This is a genomic window from Bradyrhizobium sp. BR13661, from assembly GCF_029892425.1.
Lineage (GTDB): Bacteria > Pseudomonadota > Alphaproteobacteria > Rhizobiales > Xanthobacteraceae > Bradyrhizobium.
In genome coordinates this window covers 34,146-51,340 of record NZ_JARXWB010000038.1, presented here as the reverse complement: position 1 = coordinate 51,340, position 17,195 = coordinate 34,146, and the positions used below count along the sequence as shown (strand labels likewise).

The 17,195-nt window shown below is 62.0% G+C and carries 5 protein-coding genes; 1 reads left to right on the top strand and 4 read right to left on the bottom strand.

Features of this window, described 5'->3' with window-relative positions; translation table 11 throughout:
- Positions 1 to 453: 453 nt before the first annotated feature.
- Complete coding sequence (locus M2427_RS37110; RefSeq protein ID WP_280711751.1) at positions 454 to 13,041, bottom strand: Ig-like domain-containing protein; 12,588 nt, start codon at positions 13,039 to 13,041, stop codon at positions 454 to 456.
- Between the two features lie 656 nt (positions 13,042 to 13,697).
- Here M2427_RS37110 and M2427_RS37105 point away from each other — a divergent pair.
- Positions 13,698 to 14,276, top strand: coding sequence for a helix-turn-helix transcriptional regulator (locus M2427_RS37105; RefSeq protein WP_280711750.1), 579 nt, complete (start codon positions 13,698 to 13,700; stop codon positions 14,274 to 14,276).
- Between the two features lie 39 nt (positions 14,277 to 14,315).
- Here M2427_RS37105 and M2427_RS37100 read toward each other — a convergent pair whose 3' ends face one another.
- The 3 genes from M2427_RS37100 to M2427_RS37090 form a co-directional block, all read right to left on the bottom strand.
- Positions 14,316 to 14,738: a type II toxin-antitoxin system VapC family toxin gene (locus tag M2427_RS37100; RefSeq protein WP_280711749.1), complete on the bottom strand. Its 423-nt coding sequence runs from the start codon at positions 14,736 to 14,738 to the stop codon at positions 14,316 to 14,318.
- Positions 14,735 to 14,974, bottom strand: a complete 240-nt coding sequence (locus M2427_RS37095) for a plasmid stabilization protein (RefSeq protein ID WP_280711776.1) — start codon at positions 14,972 to 14,974, stop codon at positions 14,735 to 14,737. The genes M2427_RS37100 and M2427_RS37095 overlap by 4 nt, the downstream gene beginning before the upstream one ends.
- A gap of 606 nt (positions 14,975 to 15,580) precedes the next feature.
- Positions 15,581 to 15,946, bottom strand: coding sequence for a hypothetical protein (locus tag M2427_RS37090; protein ID WP_280711748.1), 366 nt, complete (start codon positions 15,944 to 15,946; stop codon positions 15,581 to 15,583).
- Between the last annotated feature and the right edge of the window lie 1,249 nt (positions 15,947 to 17,195).

Sequence of the window (17,195 nt, the reverse complement as noted above, 5' to 3'; positions counted from 1 at the left end):
GAATCAGCAGGGAATTTTGCGAATATTGTAGGCTTGGAACAAGTTCTGGCACAACTCATGGACGTGCAGTGATTGGAATTGGCGAATGCCGTCCGTAAGATAGGCGAGGTCGGCGGGAGCCGACAGCAGTTTCCTGTTCGCGGCCGTAACAGGCTGCGAACAGGGAAATGAAGATGCGATGAGGGTATGGATCCGTATTTCAAGAACGGACTCACATCTTTGCACTGCCCCCGAATGCGAAGATCCGTACACCATGCAACGGGATTGGATTTTACCAGCCGAGCGGTTCATCCTGGTTTCTCCCGTCACGGTTCCGCGGCTTCTCGAGACCTCCATCAGCTGGTCACGGCCCAGGGATCGATGATCGTCAGATCGGCAGCGTTGAAGATGGTCGGCGTATCCTTCGTCAGCGCCGACCGACGTATTGTTCAGAGCTCATCTGATGAAGAACGACTAGAGCACATGATAGTCATGTCCCGGCAAAAGCTTGTTGTCGGCGAAGACAACATCAAGAGCCTGTCCCGTAGCTGTTGTGAATGCATCGGCGTGACTGTTGAGAAGCTGACTGACCGACGCGCTTTTGTTCGCCGTATCACTGGCATCTCCGATCCAGGGCCCCGTTACGACGCTGGGTGAGACGTTAATTGCGGTGAACTTGAAGCCATCACCCTCGGCGACCGGGACGGTGTTGGTCGATCCGGGCGTCGTGTTGCCCGGGACAGGAGGATCATAGACGATCGTCCCGGTCTGGCCGTCGCTCATGAAGTGAAAGTTCGCTTCCTGGTACGTTCCGTTGAAGTGAATCGCACCCGAGTTCGTGCCGTCGGAGATATTGAGCACGTTGTTGACCGCATCGTAGCTCTCATGCAGCGAGTTGTAGCTGATGTCCTTCAGGTCGATCTGATCGGAACCGCTCACCTGACCGTTGCCGGTGAAACCCGAGATGAACGCCTGCAGGTTCGCGGCGTGATCGACAACCAGCGAGGCGGTCGAACCGCTCGGCACGTTGAACTGAATGGTCTCTGAGGACGCCGCACCATTCAACAAATGGAGGGTGGCGCCGACATTGATGTTGATGGATCCGGTGCCGGTCAGTTGCTGATCGATCTGGAGCGTGCCACCCGTCGCAGTGATGGTGCCGTCATTGACGATGGCGGACGTAATCTCGCCGGCGCCGACCAGCGATCCATCGCTGCCGACATGGATGGTATTTGCGATCGTCGTCGCGCTCGATCCGACATCGATGGCACCGCCATTGCTCAGCGTAAGCACAGCCGACGGCCCGCCGATCGAAATGGAGGAAGCCGTAACCAGGGACCCCGCACCGTCAACGGTGAGGCTCCCGGTGCTCCCTGACAGTCCGGCAAGGATCAGTGTGCCAGCCGTCAAGCTGCCTCCATTCTCCACGAGCGCGGTGCCCGCGCCGCTGTTGCCGATCGTCAGGGTCCCGCTGACATGCAGGCTCGCATTGTCCAAGGTGAGCGTGTCGGTTACGCCGGCGTCGTGGTTGACGGCGAGAGTCATGTTGGTGGTCGTGACGGTCGCGTGATCCGAGATCGTCAGGGTCGCGGTGCCGTCGCTGCCGACCTGGATGTTCGGGCTCGAACCTGTGGCACTTAGGTTCGCGCCCGCGCCGGTCACGACGACGGTTCCGTGACTGCCCACCTGATTTGCGATGTTGAGGAAATCAGTCGTGAGTGCCGCCCCGGCCGAAAGGCTCAAGCTGCCGGTGCCCGAAGCGCCGACGCTCATTCCATTGCTCGCTCCGACGATCGTAATGGCCGAGGCTGCACCGATCGCGTTGATCGCGCCCTCGTCATCCAGAAAGCTGACCTGCCAGACGCCGCCGGCGTTGTTGTTAATCGTGGTGGTCGCGCCGATGACCCCGCCCCCGGTGTTGATGCCGCCGAGGATGGTCCCGCTGTTGTTGATGGTGATCTGGCTGCCGCCGGACTCGAATAGCGCGCCCGCCCCAGCCGACGAGCCGATGGTTCCGGAATTGTTGAGCGTCACCGTGCCGGTTGCGTTCTCAGTCACTGCAATTGCGGAGACCGCACCCGAGGTCGTTACGGTGCCGCTGTTCGTGATGGTGGTCGATCCCGTCGAACCACCCGCCGCCTGACCCACGTTGATGCCGTTGGAGGTCGTGCCGGCCACCGTGCCATTGTTGGTGATCGAGATGTTTCCGACATGGCTGCCGCCGGCGAAGATGCCGCTGGCGCCGGTGATTGCGCCGTTGTTGGTGATGGCAACCGTGCCGCCGCTGGCGCTGCTACCAAGGTTGGCATTGGCAGTTATGCCGGTTCCTCCGGCATGGATCGAACCGCCATTGGTGATGCTGACGTTGCCGCCGTTCAGGGCGTTAACCTGGATCCCGTTGCCGGGCGCCGTGATCGAGGACGCAGAGCCGGTCGAAACCGTCACGTTGCCCTTGCCCCAATTGTAGGCGTTGATGCCGACGCCCGCGTCTGCCGTTATCTGCGCGTTGCTCTGCACGGTGACGTTGCCAGAGACAGCGTTGGCCAACGATGGCGCACCGTTCGGCGCGTAACCGGCCGAGACGGCACCCGGTGTCGCTCCACCGTTCCCGGTGACGTGCGAGCCGGAGTGAATGGTGTCGTTGCCGAGCACCACCATGACGTTCCCGGTGGCAGGCTCTGATGTCGCCTGGCTCTGGGCGTTGACGCCGATACTGCCGCCGTAGATCGTGTCGCCGTCGCCGGTCTGGATGTTGATGTCGCCAACACCGGTGGTCGATGCCTGAATGCCGATGAAGGTGTGGGCATTTACCGCGACGTTTGCGCCGACATTGATCGCGACGCTGCCGCTGCCCTTGCTGTTGGCATAAGCTGCCAGCCCGTATTGATCCGCGGTCACCGAGGTGTTGCCGGCCTCGTTCACCGTCACATTGCCGTTGCCGTAATTGTAGCCGTCGACGCCATAGCCGGCCGCGGCCGTGAGGTTGGCGTTGTTGTTGATGACGACCGTGCCGTTGATCGCGGTGTTGGCCGTGCCGTTGGCGCCAAAGTAGCCGGCGACGACGCTCTGCGGCACGGAACCGCTCGGGTTGACCATGCTGCCGGAGTTGATGACGGCATTGTTGGTGACCGTCATCGTGCTGTTGGCACTCGCAGCAATTACAGTATCAAGATTGACGGCATTGATGCCCGCTCCGCCCGCATTGATGACGGTGCTCGCATCGGTCGTAACAGTGATATTGCCGCTGCCGGCGCTTTGCACGCGAATGCCGTACTGCGAACCGTTGAGCGTGCCCGATGTCGAAACCGAGATATTGCCGTTGTTGGCTGAATCCAGGTTCTGCACCCGAACGGCCGCGAAGCCCTGCGTGGTCGGGTTGCCGTTGATCGTCGCCAGCGTCGTGCCGCTTGCACTGGCGCCGCCATGGACGTTGACCGCGAGATTGCCGGAGCCGGTGGCGCTGTCCTGAACGAGGATGCCGTTGCCGGCCTGGCCGGTCACCGCGCCCCAGGTCTCGAGCGAGAGATCGCCGGTGCCGGTTTCGGTGGCAACCAGGCCCGCGGCCGCACCGGTCATTGGCACAACCGTGGTCAATGCCACATTGGCCGGCGATCCGGCCGTACCGCCCGTCGCCGTGAAGTCGAACGCATCGCCGATGGTGCTCGCGATGCTGCCCGCACCGTTGACGGCGAAGCTGCCGCTCGACGACGTCGTGCCTGTGATGGTGCCGGTAAAGCCCTGCCCCGGAACGTTGTCGAGCTGCAGCGTGTCCGTGCCGCCCGCAAACGTGATCGCTTGGGCCGTCGCCCCCGCACGCTCCAGCGTCGCGCCGTCGTCGATGATGACCGCGCCGGCGCCACTGAGCCCATCTGCAAGGTTCAGCGTCCCCCCGTGCACTTCGATGGTGCCCGTGTTGGTCACGGACCCGTTGATCGCGTTGATCCCGGAGAGGTTGTCGATATGCCCGCTGTTGTTGACGACGAGACCGTTGGCGCCGTTGATGTTGGCGCCGGCCGACAAACTGATCGTACCGGCGTTGTTGATGGTGTTGCTTTCAACGACGCCCGTGGTCGAGGCCGTGCCGAAGCCGCTCCAGGTCCCGACCGCCCAGACGCCGCCGGCCTGGTTGTTGAACGTGCCGTTGCCGACATTGATGTTGCCGGTGATGGTGCCGCTGTTGGTCAGCGTGATGTCGCCGCCATTCTCGTACAACGCTTGCCAGGCTGCATTCGAACCGACCGTTCCGGAATTGGTGATTGCAACAGTTCCGGTCGCGTTGCCGTTGATCGCGATTGCAGCCGTTGTGAGCGTACCCGCCACAGTTCCATGACTGTTGTTGGCGATCGTGAGCGATCCGGTCGAGCCCGGCGCGGATTGATTGACCCCGATGCCAGAGAACGTCACTCCGGTCGCGGCTCCATCGTTCGTGACGCTGATGCTGCCGGCCCCCGTCGTACTGGCAAAGATACCACTCCCACCGGTCGCAGAACCCGTATTGCCGATCGTCACGTTGCCACCGCCATTGGCGGCGACGCCAATGCCCGCCCAGCCGGAGGTGGAGCTCACCGTTCCGCTGTTGGTCACGGAGACATTGCCGCCATTGTTGGCCGTCGCTGTGATGCCGGCGCCGCTCGTTGCTGTAGCGGTTCCCGCATTGGTGATCGAGACGTTGCCGCCATTGGCTCCGACACTGATTCCACTACTGGACGCTCCGATCGACGAGAGCGCTTCGGTCGTGACCGTGACACTGCCCGTGCCCGACGCATTGGCGTTGATGCCGGAGAAGCTGGTCGCAGTGACCTGGCCGCTGTTGTCGACGTTGATGTTACCGGCAGCGTTGGTGAAGGCGTTGATGCCGGTCTTGCCGGCCGCCGATCCGCTGTTGGTGACCGAGACGTTGCCGCCCGCGGAATCATTGGCGTTGATGCCCGAGAAGCTGTTTCCGGTCGCCGTTCCCGTGTTGGTCACGGAGATGGTGCCGGCGTGCACCGCATTGGCGGCGACGAACGCGTTAATGCCGGTCCCGCCCCCGGTCGCCACGCCGGCGTTGCTGATGGTGACATTGCCGCCATCATTCGTGCTGGCGTTGATGGCGTTGCCGGTGCCGTTGGTCGCGGTGATGTTAGAGGCCGCGCCCGTTGTCACCGTGGCGTCGCCGGTGCCCCAGTTGAAGGCGTTGATGCCGAAGGCGTTGTTTCCCGTGGCAACGATCGTCGCATTGCTGACGACCGATACGTTTCCGGCCACCCCCGCCGTGAACGCGGTACCTCCCGGCGAATATCCTCCAGCCCCGGGGGAATAGCCGGCACTGATGCCGCCGCTGACGGCATGGATGCTCCCGGTGCCTACAACGACGGACAGGGTGCTGCCGGCCGACACCGTCGAAGATTGATCAAACGCGCCGATCCCGTTCCGACCGGCGTTGACGGTGAGATTATCCGCGGTTGTGACGCTGACATTGCCGTTATCCAGAGAATAGGCCTGGATGCCGTCGTTGCCGGCACCGCCGGTGATCGTCGCATTGGCACCGACGTTGATGGCGATGTTCCCAGTTCCACCCGGGTGTCCAGCGACACCGTCCAGGCCGAACGCACCCACACCGATGAGATTGCCGGTGACCGTGGTCCCGGCGCCGTCGTTCACCGTGACATCGCCATTGCCCCAGTTGTAGGCATCGATGCCGTAACCGGCGGTCGAGGTGATGTTGCCGAAATTGCTGATAAGAACGGTGCCGTTCACGCCGGCATTGGGACTCGGCGCGACCAAGCCATACGTGCCGCTGAAACCGGCTAGAATGCCGGCAAGTGTGCTGCCATTGGGGACCGCTCCAGCGCTGATGGTCGCATAGTTGGTGACGGTGACGGTCGCATTGTTCGAGGCATCGAAGACGGCCTGATTGGCCGCATTGATGCCCGTGCCTGACGACGTGATGCTCGCGCCTGAGGAGGTCGAGATGCTGACGCTGCCAATACCCCGGCTGTAGGCGTTGATGCCATAACCGGTGGATGTAATGCTGCCGCCGGTCTCGTTCACTGTCACGTTGCCGTTGCCAAAATTGTTGGCCTGGATGCCGTAGCCAGCCGCGTTGATCGTGGCATCGCTTGTGACGAGGGCGGTGCCGTTGACGTTCGAGTTGTGAACAGGAGTGATCGTGCCAACCGGGTTGGCATAATAGGAGACATTGATGCCCGCCGGCGTCGAGCCGTTGGGGTTCACCATCGATCCGGAGTTGATGGTGCCGTGAGCCGTCACGGTGATCATGCTGTTCGCCGTGGCCAACATGGACGTATCGAAGTTGACCGCGCTGATGCCTGAGCCACCCGCATTGATTGCGGTCGTTACATCGGTGGTAACGCTGACATTGCCGCTGCCGCTGGTCTGCGCCCGGATACCGAACTCCGATCCAGTGAGCGCGCCCGATGTCGCGACCGTCACGTTGCCATTGTTAGCCGTGTCGAGGTTCTGCGCACGGATGGCTGCATAGCCCTGCGTTGTCTGAACAAGGGGGTTGCCGGTCAGGACTGATGTGGTGCCGCTGGCACTCACCCCGCCGGTCGCAGTGACGTTGATGTTGCCGGTGCCACTAGCGCTGTCCTGGGCGTCGATGCCGTCACCGGCCTGCCCGGTGACAGCGCCGGAAGCATTAATGGTGATATCGCCTGCCCCGTTCTGCGTCACGACGATACCGTTGGCAGCGCCGGTGATGGCGCCTCCGGGCGCGACCAAGATCTCGGCCATGTTGCCGGCAAGTCCGCCCGTCGCCGTGAAGTCGATGCCGTCGCCAACTGCGGTAGCGACCGAGCCAAAGCCGTTGATCGTGAAGTTGCCGCCGGTCGAGGAGATCGCGGCAATGGTCCCGCTGGAGGCGGCATTGAGACCGAGCGTGCCCCCGCTGCCCATGAAAGTCACCGTCTGCGCGGTCGCCCCGTCAAGGACCAGTGTCGCACCGGCATCGACCAGGACCGCCCCTGCTCCACTCAGGCCACCGCCGATCTCGAGCGAGCCGGAAGCGACCTCGAGCGTGCCCGTGTTGTTCACGGACCCGTTGATCATGTTGATTCCGGAGAGGTTGTCGATGTGCCCGCTGTTGTTCACGACGAGGCCGTTGGCGCCGTTGATGTTGGCGACGGCCGAAAGGTTGATGGTGCCGGCATTGTTGATGGTATTGCTCTCGACCACGCCGGTGGTCGAAGCGGTGCCGATGCCGCTCCACGTGCCGACCGCCCAGACGCCGCTGGCCTGGTTGTTGAACGTGCCGTTGCCGACATTGATATTGCCGGTGATCGTGCCGCTGTTGGTCAGCGCGATGTCACCACCACCTTCGTACAGGGCCTGACCGGATGCGTTCGAGCCGATGATGCCGGTGTTGTTGATGGTGACGGTGCCGGTCTTGTTCTCGGTGATCCCGATCGCGGGACTGTTGCCGGCAAGGCTCGTCACGGTGCCCGAGTTGGCGATGCTGATCGAGCCGGTTGCGCCGGCGGCTGTCAGATTCGCGCCGATGCCAGAATAGGTCGTGCCGGTCGCGGTCCCCTGGTTGGTGATGGAGACGTTGGCCGAACCGTTGGTCGCGGCAAAGATGCCGTTCGTTCCCGTCGTCGCACCGGCATTGGTGATCGTCGCATCGCCGCCGACCGCCGTGATGCCGATTCCGGCAAACTGGGTCGCCGTGACCGTGCCGTTGTTAGTGATCGAGATGGCGCCGACGTGGTTGCCGCCAACGCCGATGCCGGTGGCGCCGGCGCTGATCGTGCCGTTGTTGACGACGGTCACTGTGCCGCCAACGGTGCCGAGGCCCATGTTCGAATTGGCGGTGATGCCGGTAGAGCCTGATGTGATCGAGCCGCCATTGGTCACACTGACATTGCCACCGTTCAGCGCGTTGGCCTGGATGCCATTACCCGCCGAATGGATCGTCGAGTCGAGCCCGGTCGACACCGTGACGTTGCCCTTGCCCCAATTGTAAGCGTTGATGCCGGCATTCTTGTCGGCGGTAATCTGGGCATCGCTCTGTAGGATGACATTGCCGAGCACCGCGTTTGAAGCGGCTTGGGTTCCGTTCGGCAGGTAGCCGACCGAGACGGCACCGGGGGTTGAGCCGCCCGGCGTATTGAGCGTGCCGGAGTGGATCGTGTCCTTGCCCAGCACCACGGTGATGTTGCCTGTTGCAGGGTCGGACGTCGCCTGGCTCTGGGCGTTGATGCCGATGCTGCCTCCGTAAATCATATCGCCGTCGCCGGTTTGAACATTGATGTTGCCGACACCGTTGACAAAGGCCTGGATGCCAAAGAACGTGGTCGCGCTGAGCGCAACATTTGCGCCGACATTGATCGCGACATTGCCCGAGCCCTTGCTCAGGGCATAGGCGGCAAGACCGTACTGCGCGCCCGACACCGAGGTGTTCGCCGCTTCGTTGAGAGTCACATCGCCGTTGCCCCAATTGTAGGCGTCGACGCCATAGCCAGCCGCAGCCGTGATGTTGGCGTTGTTGTTGACGAGAACCGTGCCGTTGATGGCGGTGTTCGACGTGCCGTTCGCACCATAGAAGCCGGCGGCGATGCCCTGCGGTACCGAACCGCTGGGATTGAGCGTGGTGCCGGAGTTGATGACGGCATTGTTGGTGACCGTCACCGTGCTGTTGGCGCTCGCCGCAAGCACTGTGTCGAAATTGATGGCGCTGATGCCCGCGCCGCCCGAATTGATCGTGCTGCCGGCATCGGTGAGGACGGACACGTTGCCGGTTCCGGACGCCGCGGCACGGATGCCGAACTGCACCGTCGAGGCAATCGCGCCGCCCGCTTCGACCGACACATTGCCGCTGCCCGCGGTCGAGGCGACGATGGCGTGCTGGTTGGCGGTGACGCCGCCGGTCGCCGTGACCGACACGTTGCCGCCGTTGGACGAATCAACGTTCTGCGCTTCAAGACCGACAGATCCGCTGCCCGTGCCAGTCACGCTGCCAGTCGTGTTGACGACGATGTTGCCGACGCCACTTGCGGTTTCCTGGGCGAGCAGCCCGATGCCCGACTGATTGGTCACTGAAATCGCCGAGACGATTGCGATGTCGCCAGTGGCGTTCTGAACGACGCTGATGCCGCTCGAGGGCGGCGTGCTGAAGCCGGTCAGCGTCACCGCGCTGGAACCGGCGACCGGCGTAAACGAGTGGCCGGCGGCATTGGTATTAACGGCAAGCTGGGACGAGATTGGCCCGTCGCTCAGTGCGCTGAGATTCGCAGTGTAGGTGCTCTGCCCGCCGTTCACGTTGACAGAGACCGAGTTCTGACCGTCGGTAAAGGTGACCACGCCCGTATCGGTCGGCTGAAGTCCGCTGATCGTGAAGTTCATCAGCGCCGACCCTGCGGCGTTGACCTGCGTGTTGGTGACTGCCAACGCCAGCGCGGCCTGCTCGCCGGCGGAATGATCGATCGTATAGCTGGTAGCCGCGTGCGAGCTCTGATCTTGCAGCGCTACCCCCGTCAGATCCTGGACGGTAGTGCCGGCGAAACTGAGCGACAGGGTGCCGTTGCCGGAACCCGGGTTAATCTGGACCAGATATTGCGCGCCAGCGCTGCCCGCCACGGCCGAGACACCAGTGATGCTCGCCCCACTAAGCCCGTTGGTGGCAAGCGTGAAGTCGCTCGCGTTCACACCCTGAACTGAATTGGAGAAGGTCAGCAGGTAATGGACCGCACTCGCGGCGGTCGGCGAAGCGTCCGTCGGCGTCAGGCTGACGAAGTTTGGCGCTGCAGGCGCCAGACTTGCGGTCGACACCTGGCTGGCGGCGCTCTGAACGGCGTTTGAGAGAGCTGTGCTCGTGTTGCTAGCGACAGCGCTCGAGAGATTGCCGCTCTGCGTACCGGTTTTCAGATCGGCAGATGCGCTGCCCTGCGCAACGATCGAGGTCGCGCTGACATTGGCAAGAAGCGCCGCGGTCGAGCCACCGGCCGACGCCTGCACGGCCTGATCGGTCGCTGTGTTCACGGAGGTGACGACGCTTGTAATATCACTGGTCTGCGTGCCGTTCAGCGTGGCACCGGCGCTCGTCAGTGTGCTCGTGACCACGGCATTGACGACGCTCGAGCTGGTGAGGTCGAGACCGCCGGTCGACACGATCTGGGCGGCCAGCGCCGAAAATGCGCCTGTTGCCGCGGATGTAAATGTTGACGCACCGGTGCCTGCGACGGCGGACGCCACCATGGAAACCGTATTGAGTACCTTGGCGGCGGCCACAAAGGGCTGCGCATCGCCAGTGTAGGCATTCGTCAAAATGTCAGTCTTGGTGATGTCGATGGTCGGGTCGATACCAAGCGCAGCAGCAACGGCCTGCGAGGCCGCAGCAACGTTACCGCCATTGGCGATGGCGACCGACTGCACGAGCGTCGTGAGCGCGGTGACCTGTGTCGATCCTGTGGGCGCGGTGAGCACGCCCGTGAATTGCTGCCCGGTTGCAGTGTCGGTGCCGCCGATCAGAACGAGAGAGCCGGACGTCGTGCCACCCGACAGCACGAAATGGCCGCCAGCATCGGTCATGCCGGACGCCTCCCCGTTGTCGAGCTTGCCGTTGCCGTTGGTGTCGGCGAATACGGTCGCACCCGCGATGTAGCCATCGGTGGCAAGGCCCGCGACCTGGGTGATGGTCACGACGCTATGGCTGGCGATATCCGCGCTGTTGCCCGCGGTATCGGTCGCAGTCGCGTGCAACTTGTCATACGAACCCACATTGAGGGTCGTGTGGAGAGTCCATGTGCCGTTTGCAACAGTGGCCGTCCCGAGCAACGTCGTTCCGTTGAACACCTGGACCTGGGCCACGGCGATATTGTCCGAGACCGTGCCCGACAGCGTCGCGCCGCCGTCGTTCGACATCGTTCCCGTCGAATCCGGATTGTCCAGCTTGACCTGGCCGAAGCTGATGACAGGAGGCGTATTGTCGACCGTCACCGTTGCGAGGTCTGAAGTCGTGGCGGAATTGCCGGCTTTGTCCGTGACAACAGCGTAGAACGTGTGGGCACCGCCCGTGAGATTAGAGGCCGTATAGGCCCAGGCGCCGTCGCTGCCCAAGGAGGCGTCGCCGATCTTCTGGTTCGTGGCATGGTCGTAGATCGCCACCGACGCAACGCCGTTCAGATCGGTGGCATTGACCTTGATGATATCGGTCGTGAGCTGCGTCGGACCCGAGACGGACTCCGACTGGGAGATCACCGTCGGGCGGGTGGTGTCGACGGTCACGGTGGTGAGATCGGCCGTCGTGGTCTGATTGCCGGCTTTATCGGTGACGACCGCGTAGTACTTGTACGTACCGTCGGCTAGTCCTGAAGCCGTGTAGGTCCAGACGCCGTTGCTGAGCACGGCATCGCCGACCGGCTGGTGCGTGACGTCGTTGTAGATCGCAACGGACTGAACGCCGTTGGCGTCGCTGGCATTGACAGTGATGATCTCCGTGGTGGATTGAGTGAGTCCCGGATTCGACTCGGACTGTGAGTTCACCGTCGGAGCGGTCGTGTCGACAAGTACGTATTGGCTGGTGCTGGCGCTCGCCTTGGTGCCCGCAATATCTGTCGCGGTGACGGAAAGCTGGTTGTAATTGCCGTCCGCAAGCGCGGTGGTCAGCGTCCAGGTATGGTCGGGGTTGATCGTTGCCGACCCGATCAGCGAACCGGCATTGTAGACGTTGACCTTCGAGACAGAGATCGCGTCGGTCACCGTACCCGACAGCGTGACGGTGCTGTTATCGGTCAGATGATCGCCCTGGACGCCAGTATCGGTGAAGGTCACCTTGTCGAAGGTGACGGAGAGCGGCGATGCGATCGTCAGCTGGATGTGTGCCGCCGGCGAGGACGCGGTCTGGCCCAGCATATTGGTTGCCGTCACGGTGAGGCTGACCGTGGCCGGAGCGCCGGCCTTGAGTGTCAGGTTCGTCAGTTGCGCCGGCGTGAGCGTCCAGCTGCCGTCGGAATTCTTCGTACCCGCCGAAAGACTGGCATCCGTGGGAACGCCGCTGATGGTGACCGACACGGTGTCGCGCAGGTCGAACGGCGTCTCGGTGATGCCAAGGGCGACAGAGCTGCCGGATACCACGTTCAGCGTCGCCGGCGTATGAAGCGTGGGCGCGACCGGAGTGACGGACAGCGCCACGATCTTCGAGACCGAGTTGCCGGTCGCAGGATCGGTTGCGGTGACGACGAGATTGGTCGCGGTCACCTCGCCCGCCTTCAGCGTCAAGCCGGCAAGCTGGGCCTGGGTCAAGGTCGCCGTGCCGTTGACGACCTGGATTGCCCCGGCCGTGTCCGTCAGCGTCGCGTCCGCAGGGATTCCGGAGATCGTGTAGAGGAGCGCCGGCGCGGACGTGAAGGCAAAGTCCTTGGCCGAGAGGCTAGAAAGCTTGACGTTGTTCAGAACGATGCTGTCGGCGGGGTCGGCGGTGATGACCGTATTGCACCCAATCTGCTTGGCGTCCGCCATGACGGCTGCGAAACTGGCAAACTGGGCACTGCTCAGTTGAATCTTGTCATTCGACGTGTTGAAACCGAAGATCTCTTCCTGGCCCCATCCGAATCCTGAGGTGACGGCCGCGATCGTCAGCGCAATCGTACCGTCCTCGCGCACCGAAAGGCTTTGCGGCGCAGAGAGCGTCACCTGCCCGTAGCCGGGCAGCACGAACGTATCCTTGCCGTTGCCGACCGTGACGGTATCGTTCGCGCCCAGGTTAATCGTGTCGTTGCCGTTGCCGGCGACTAGAACGCTGTTTGCACCGGCGGTCAGCGTGTCATTGCCGTTTCCCACGACGATGGCGCTGTTCGCGCCCACTGTAACGGTGTCGTTGCCGTTGCCTGCGATAACGATGCTGCCGGATCCGGCGGTCAGCTTGTCGTTGCCGTTGCCGGCAGCGATGGCGCTGTTCGCGCCGGCGGTGATGGTGTCGTTGCCGTTGCCCGCCGCCACGATGCTGGAGGATCCCGCGGTCAGGTTGTCGTTGCCATTGCCTGCGACAATGAGGCTGTTGTTGCCATCCACGACCGTGGTATTGGTGTTTCCAATAATCGAAATGATGCCGTCGTTAGACATATTGGCCTCCCCCTGAAAAAATATTGGCCGCGAGTGGCCGCCGGGCGGCGGCGTCGCGGCTCTTCATTGAGCCGAACGGGCTGGATCAAAATAAATTCTCGAAAAGCTATCGCCGAAACGAACTGCAACACTCCACCCGAACGGGTCAGTTTTGCAAAAAATTTCCCGGTTAGTTTTAACCGGTAAGGTTTCTGGCGATCTCCTTCGCGCACCGGCTCTGTGCTGCGGAGCAGCGAATCCAAAGATTTTTGAGAACCCCTCCTTTATACGGATTGCCTCGTCGTCGCTGTCCTGCTCAATTTTCCCGATCGATACTGCATTTGTTCATTCGGGAGGAGGTTGGCAGTGAGTGCGGTACGTCCCGCGGAATTTGTCTCGGTCGTCGATCGCGCTGCACTGCAAGGGGACTGCTGTACGCCGGACGAACTTCGGCGCGATCGTTCTCGTCAGGAATCCTCATCCGCGCAGGCTTGTCGTCGTTCGCAGGCGCCCTCCTCGCAACGGAGGGGGCGTCCAAGCCATCGACGTCCATCTTTCGCCGTGCGGACCATGAGCCCTCTGGTCGCGAGGAGATCGAGGACATCAACGCCCTCGCCGGCCGGGTGCAGAATGTCGGCCACCTGATGATGCAATTTGGGCTGGTCGCCTCGCAGAGGTTGGCGGATGCGCTCGCCCTCAATGGGCAGCCGGTCGCCCTGCTTGGATATGACGGCACGGTCATGCATGCGAGCCCCAGCTTCGAACAAGTTGTCCGGGGCGCGCTCTCCATCAAGGATGGCCGCATGGCGTCGTGGCATCCGGACTCCAACCAGAGGCTCGGACAAGCGGTCGGATCTGCCACCCGGCGAGAGATGGATCTGTCGGAGCCCTGCAAGCCGATCGTGCTGCCAAAGCGAAACTCGACGCGCCCCCTGATTGCGACCATCATTCCGGTTGTCGGCAGCGCGCGCGACCTGCTTCACATGGTCGCCGCCGTGATCTCTGTCGTGGATCTCAACGCGGAAGCGCCCCGCCCGAACATTGCCGTCTTGCAACAGGCGTTCGGTTTTAGCCCCGCCGAAGCCAAGCTCGCCACCGACATCGCTTTGGGTAAAACACTGGTCGAGATTGCAGCCTGGAGCGGCGTATCCAAGGAAACGCTGCGTAGCCGGCTTAAATCAATCTTCAGCAAGACTGCGACGTCGCGGCAGTCTGAGCTGGCGCTGCTCCTGTCGCGGATCCCGGTTCGAATTTGATTGACAACTAGCCTGAACATCGCGGCTCAGGCGGAAGAATTAAGCCGTCACGGCCCAGGGATCGATGATCGTCAGACCGGCAGCGTTGAACGCACGCATGTCGCGAGATGCCACAGCGAACCCATGCGCGGCGACGATCGCAGCGATGTAGCCATCGGGCGTGGGGAAGCCTTTGTCGGCCGCACGCGCCTTGGCGGTGATATCTGCAGAGCGCCGTGCCGCGGCGGTATCGAAGGGCAGGATGCGGGCTGAGAACAGGTCCAGCACGCCATCGAGCGCAGCTGCCAACCTGTCCTTGCGCTTGCCGCGCGGCAGCGCGCCGACGCCGAACAAGAGCTCGGCGATGGTAACGCTGGAGAGAAACACCGTCTCGGCAGCCTGGGCGTCGAGCCAGTCGCGGACCGATGGATGCGGCGCGGGCTTCATGGCCTCGGAGACCACTTTGGTATCGAGCAGGATCATTCGAAGCGCATCGGCGCAGCGGCACGCACGTCGCGGCCATTTTCAAGTGCCTCGACATCGGCATTGCTCAGGCCGATCTTCCGGCTCATCTCCGAAAGGGCGCTGCCGAGCCGCAGCCGGCCCTCCGGGCGCACGGCCCCCTTCAGAATGGCGCGCATTTCCGCTTCCGCGCTGCGATTGTGCTGCGCCGCACTGACTTTCAGGGCTCGATGAGCCTCCTCGGAGAGGTTTCGGATGGTGACGGGGCGGCCGCTTCCCTTGCCGAAATCCCGGTTAGGCGTCGCGCGCCTGGGCTTCGGTCACCGGCGCGATGATGATTTGCGCTGCATTAATCTGCTCGTCAAAGCACCGGAGGCGAGGCTTCGCATCGGCGGCGCTTCACTTGATTAACGCTCGTCCGGCTCTTCCTTGGAAGCCCCTGACGATGGCTCGGTCGCGGGCGCCGTCGCTGGACTTCCCGGCGCCTCGCATTGCTCCGGCGCCTCACTTCCGGCGAACCGCCGCCGAAGCGCCTGAAGAATGGTTTCGAGAGAACGCTCTTCAGTCATCGCGCAACCGATTCCTCAGTCAGGAAAAACACCGTGTGCGTGGAGCAACATTGTCGCGACCTCCAAACGGCGTCGCAGCACGCGTGACTGGAAATAGCGCAGCCCATAACCAAAGAAGACGCCGCACGCAAACGCGCCGACGAAAAGTAGCTCAGCCAAATCTGAAGACATCATCTCCCCCCGATAGTCTCGCGAGGTTAAGCCAGGCAAGCGGGTCACAGAATATAAAAGCTATAGGAATTTGGGCGCAATTGCTGACGCCAGCCTTACAGGACCAGAGCTCCTTCAACGACCTCACGGCAAGACAAGCGAGGGCTTTCGGTGATTTGGCTTTTTGCCCGAATACTTCAGCCGATCTTCGCCAGAGCGGATTTCAGTCAAGAACTCCTCCACGGCGCGCCTCTGGCCCGCGCGCATTGTGGCGTTGCTGGCGAGCCGATAAAAACGCTCCTCCCATAGTTTTGCGACAAGATCGATGACCGCAAACCAGTCGAACGAACTCTGCGGCTGGTGCTCATCGATTATCGCGGCAACCAAATTCCAATAATCACTTGGCTCTCCGCCCTTGACCGGGATTGGTTCGACGAACAGTCCAGCGATATGGTCTGGGATCTTGTTTCCTAAGGGGTGCGCTGCCTTCGGCTTCTTGTCCTCTGGCACTTCAGTTGTCGCTCCGGTGTCGGTGGGTGTGGGTGGTTCGTTGGTGGTGGGTGGTTGGGCGTAGGTTTGTTCGACGAATCAAGAAGACATCTATTTTCGCTGTCCTTTTGAAGTTGATCACTACTCTCTTCTTTTCAAGTAAACGCGCTCTGGCGCACGCAAACTTTTTTTGAAATCTTCTGCAGTTCAATTCTCTACGTCCGTTCTCGCGCGTATTCAGTCAACGCATGAGACGGTGCAAAGCTTTCGAGAATGCAGGATTTGCTAGCGCGCGTTAGCGGCTCATCCTTTTCATCAGGCTATCGAATTCGACGGATATTGGAGTGCTGATTGAGAACGCGAGCGGAAAACGCAGAATTCTACGTTCGCAGCGCTGCTTATCTTCTTCTTCAACATGTGACAACTGTGTACTGAAGAGTCAAAACCAAGAAGGGGTCAACGCATTCAACAAGCACGCCGCGCCGGCTTGGGATCTCCCGCGACTCATGCGCGCTGAATTCGTCTCAGATGGCGCGCAGTAGTGAAGGCTGTTGTCGGTGGGTCTCGTTCATCTCATCGCGGTGCGATGTCCCCAAGTCCGGATACCCCCTCATCGGAGCCCCCTTTGCCGGTGGGTCTCGCTATCGTGGCGGTCACCATCGTTGTCGTGGAGATGGTTGTCGGTGGGCGGTGTGTTGTGGGTGGTTGACCTTCCGACGCTGAATTCTCCAGTCGCAGTGCTGCTTATCTTCATCTTCAACATGTGACAGCCGAGCGCGAAGAGTCAAAACCAAGGGCGAGGCAACGCATTCGGCATGAACGCCGCGCCGACTTGGGATCTCATGCGACTCGTGCGACTCGTGCGCGCTGAATTCCTCTCAGATGGCACGCAGTAGTGAAGGCTGTTGTCAGTGTCCACGGAAGGGGTCTAGTTCAACTCATCGAGACGCGATGTCCCCTGGTCTCCCGGGATATCCCTCGTTCAACACCCCGTTGCGGGTTGGTCTCGCTATCGTGACGATGACCGCCGCTATCGTGGAGGTGGTTGTTCAGTATCTCGGGGCACGTAGAATTCGTCTCATCGAGTTGATGTCCCTTTGTCCCCGCAGATGCCCCCGTATGTCCTCGCCCGACACCCCTTTACCGGTAGGCCTCGCTATCATGGCGGTGACCGTCGCGTCCTAGGCGGCTTGCAGTCGTGAAGGCGATTGCCAGTGTCGGGACGTGCCGAATTCGTCTCATCGAGTTGCGATTTTAATCATCACCCCGG

Bases quoted from the DNA above. Each gene is read 5' to 3' on its own strand.
- M2427_RS37110 (WP_280711751.1), bottom strand. From the start codon at position 13,041: ATGTCTAACGACGGCATCATTTCGATTATTGGAAACACCAATACCACG.
- M2427_RS37100 (WP_280711749.1), bottom strand. From the start codon at position 14,738: ATGATCCTGCTCGATACCAAAGTGGTCTCCGAGGCCATGAAGCCCGCG.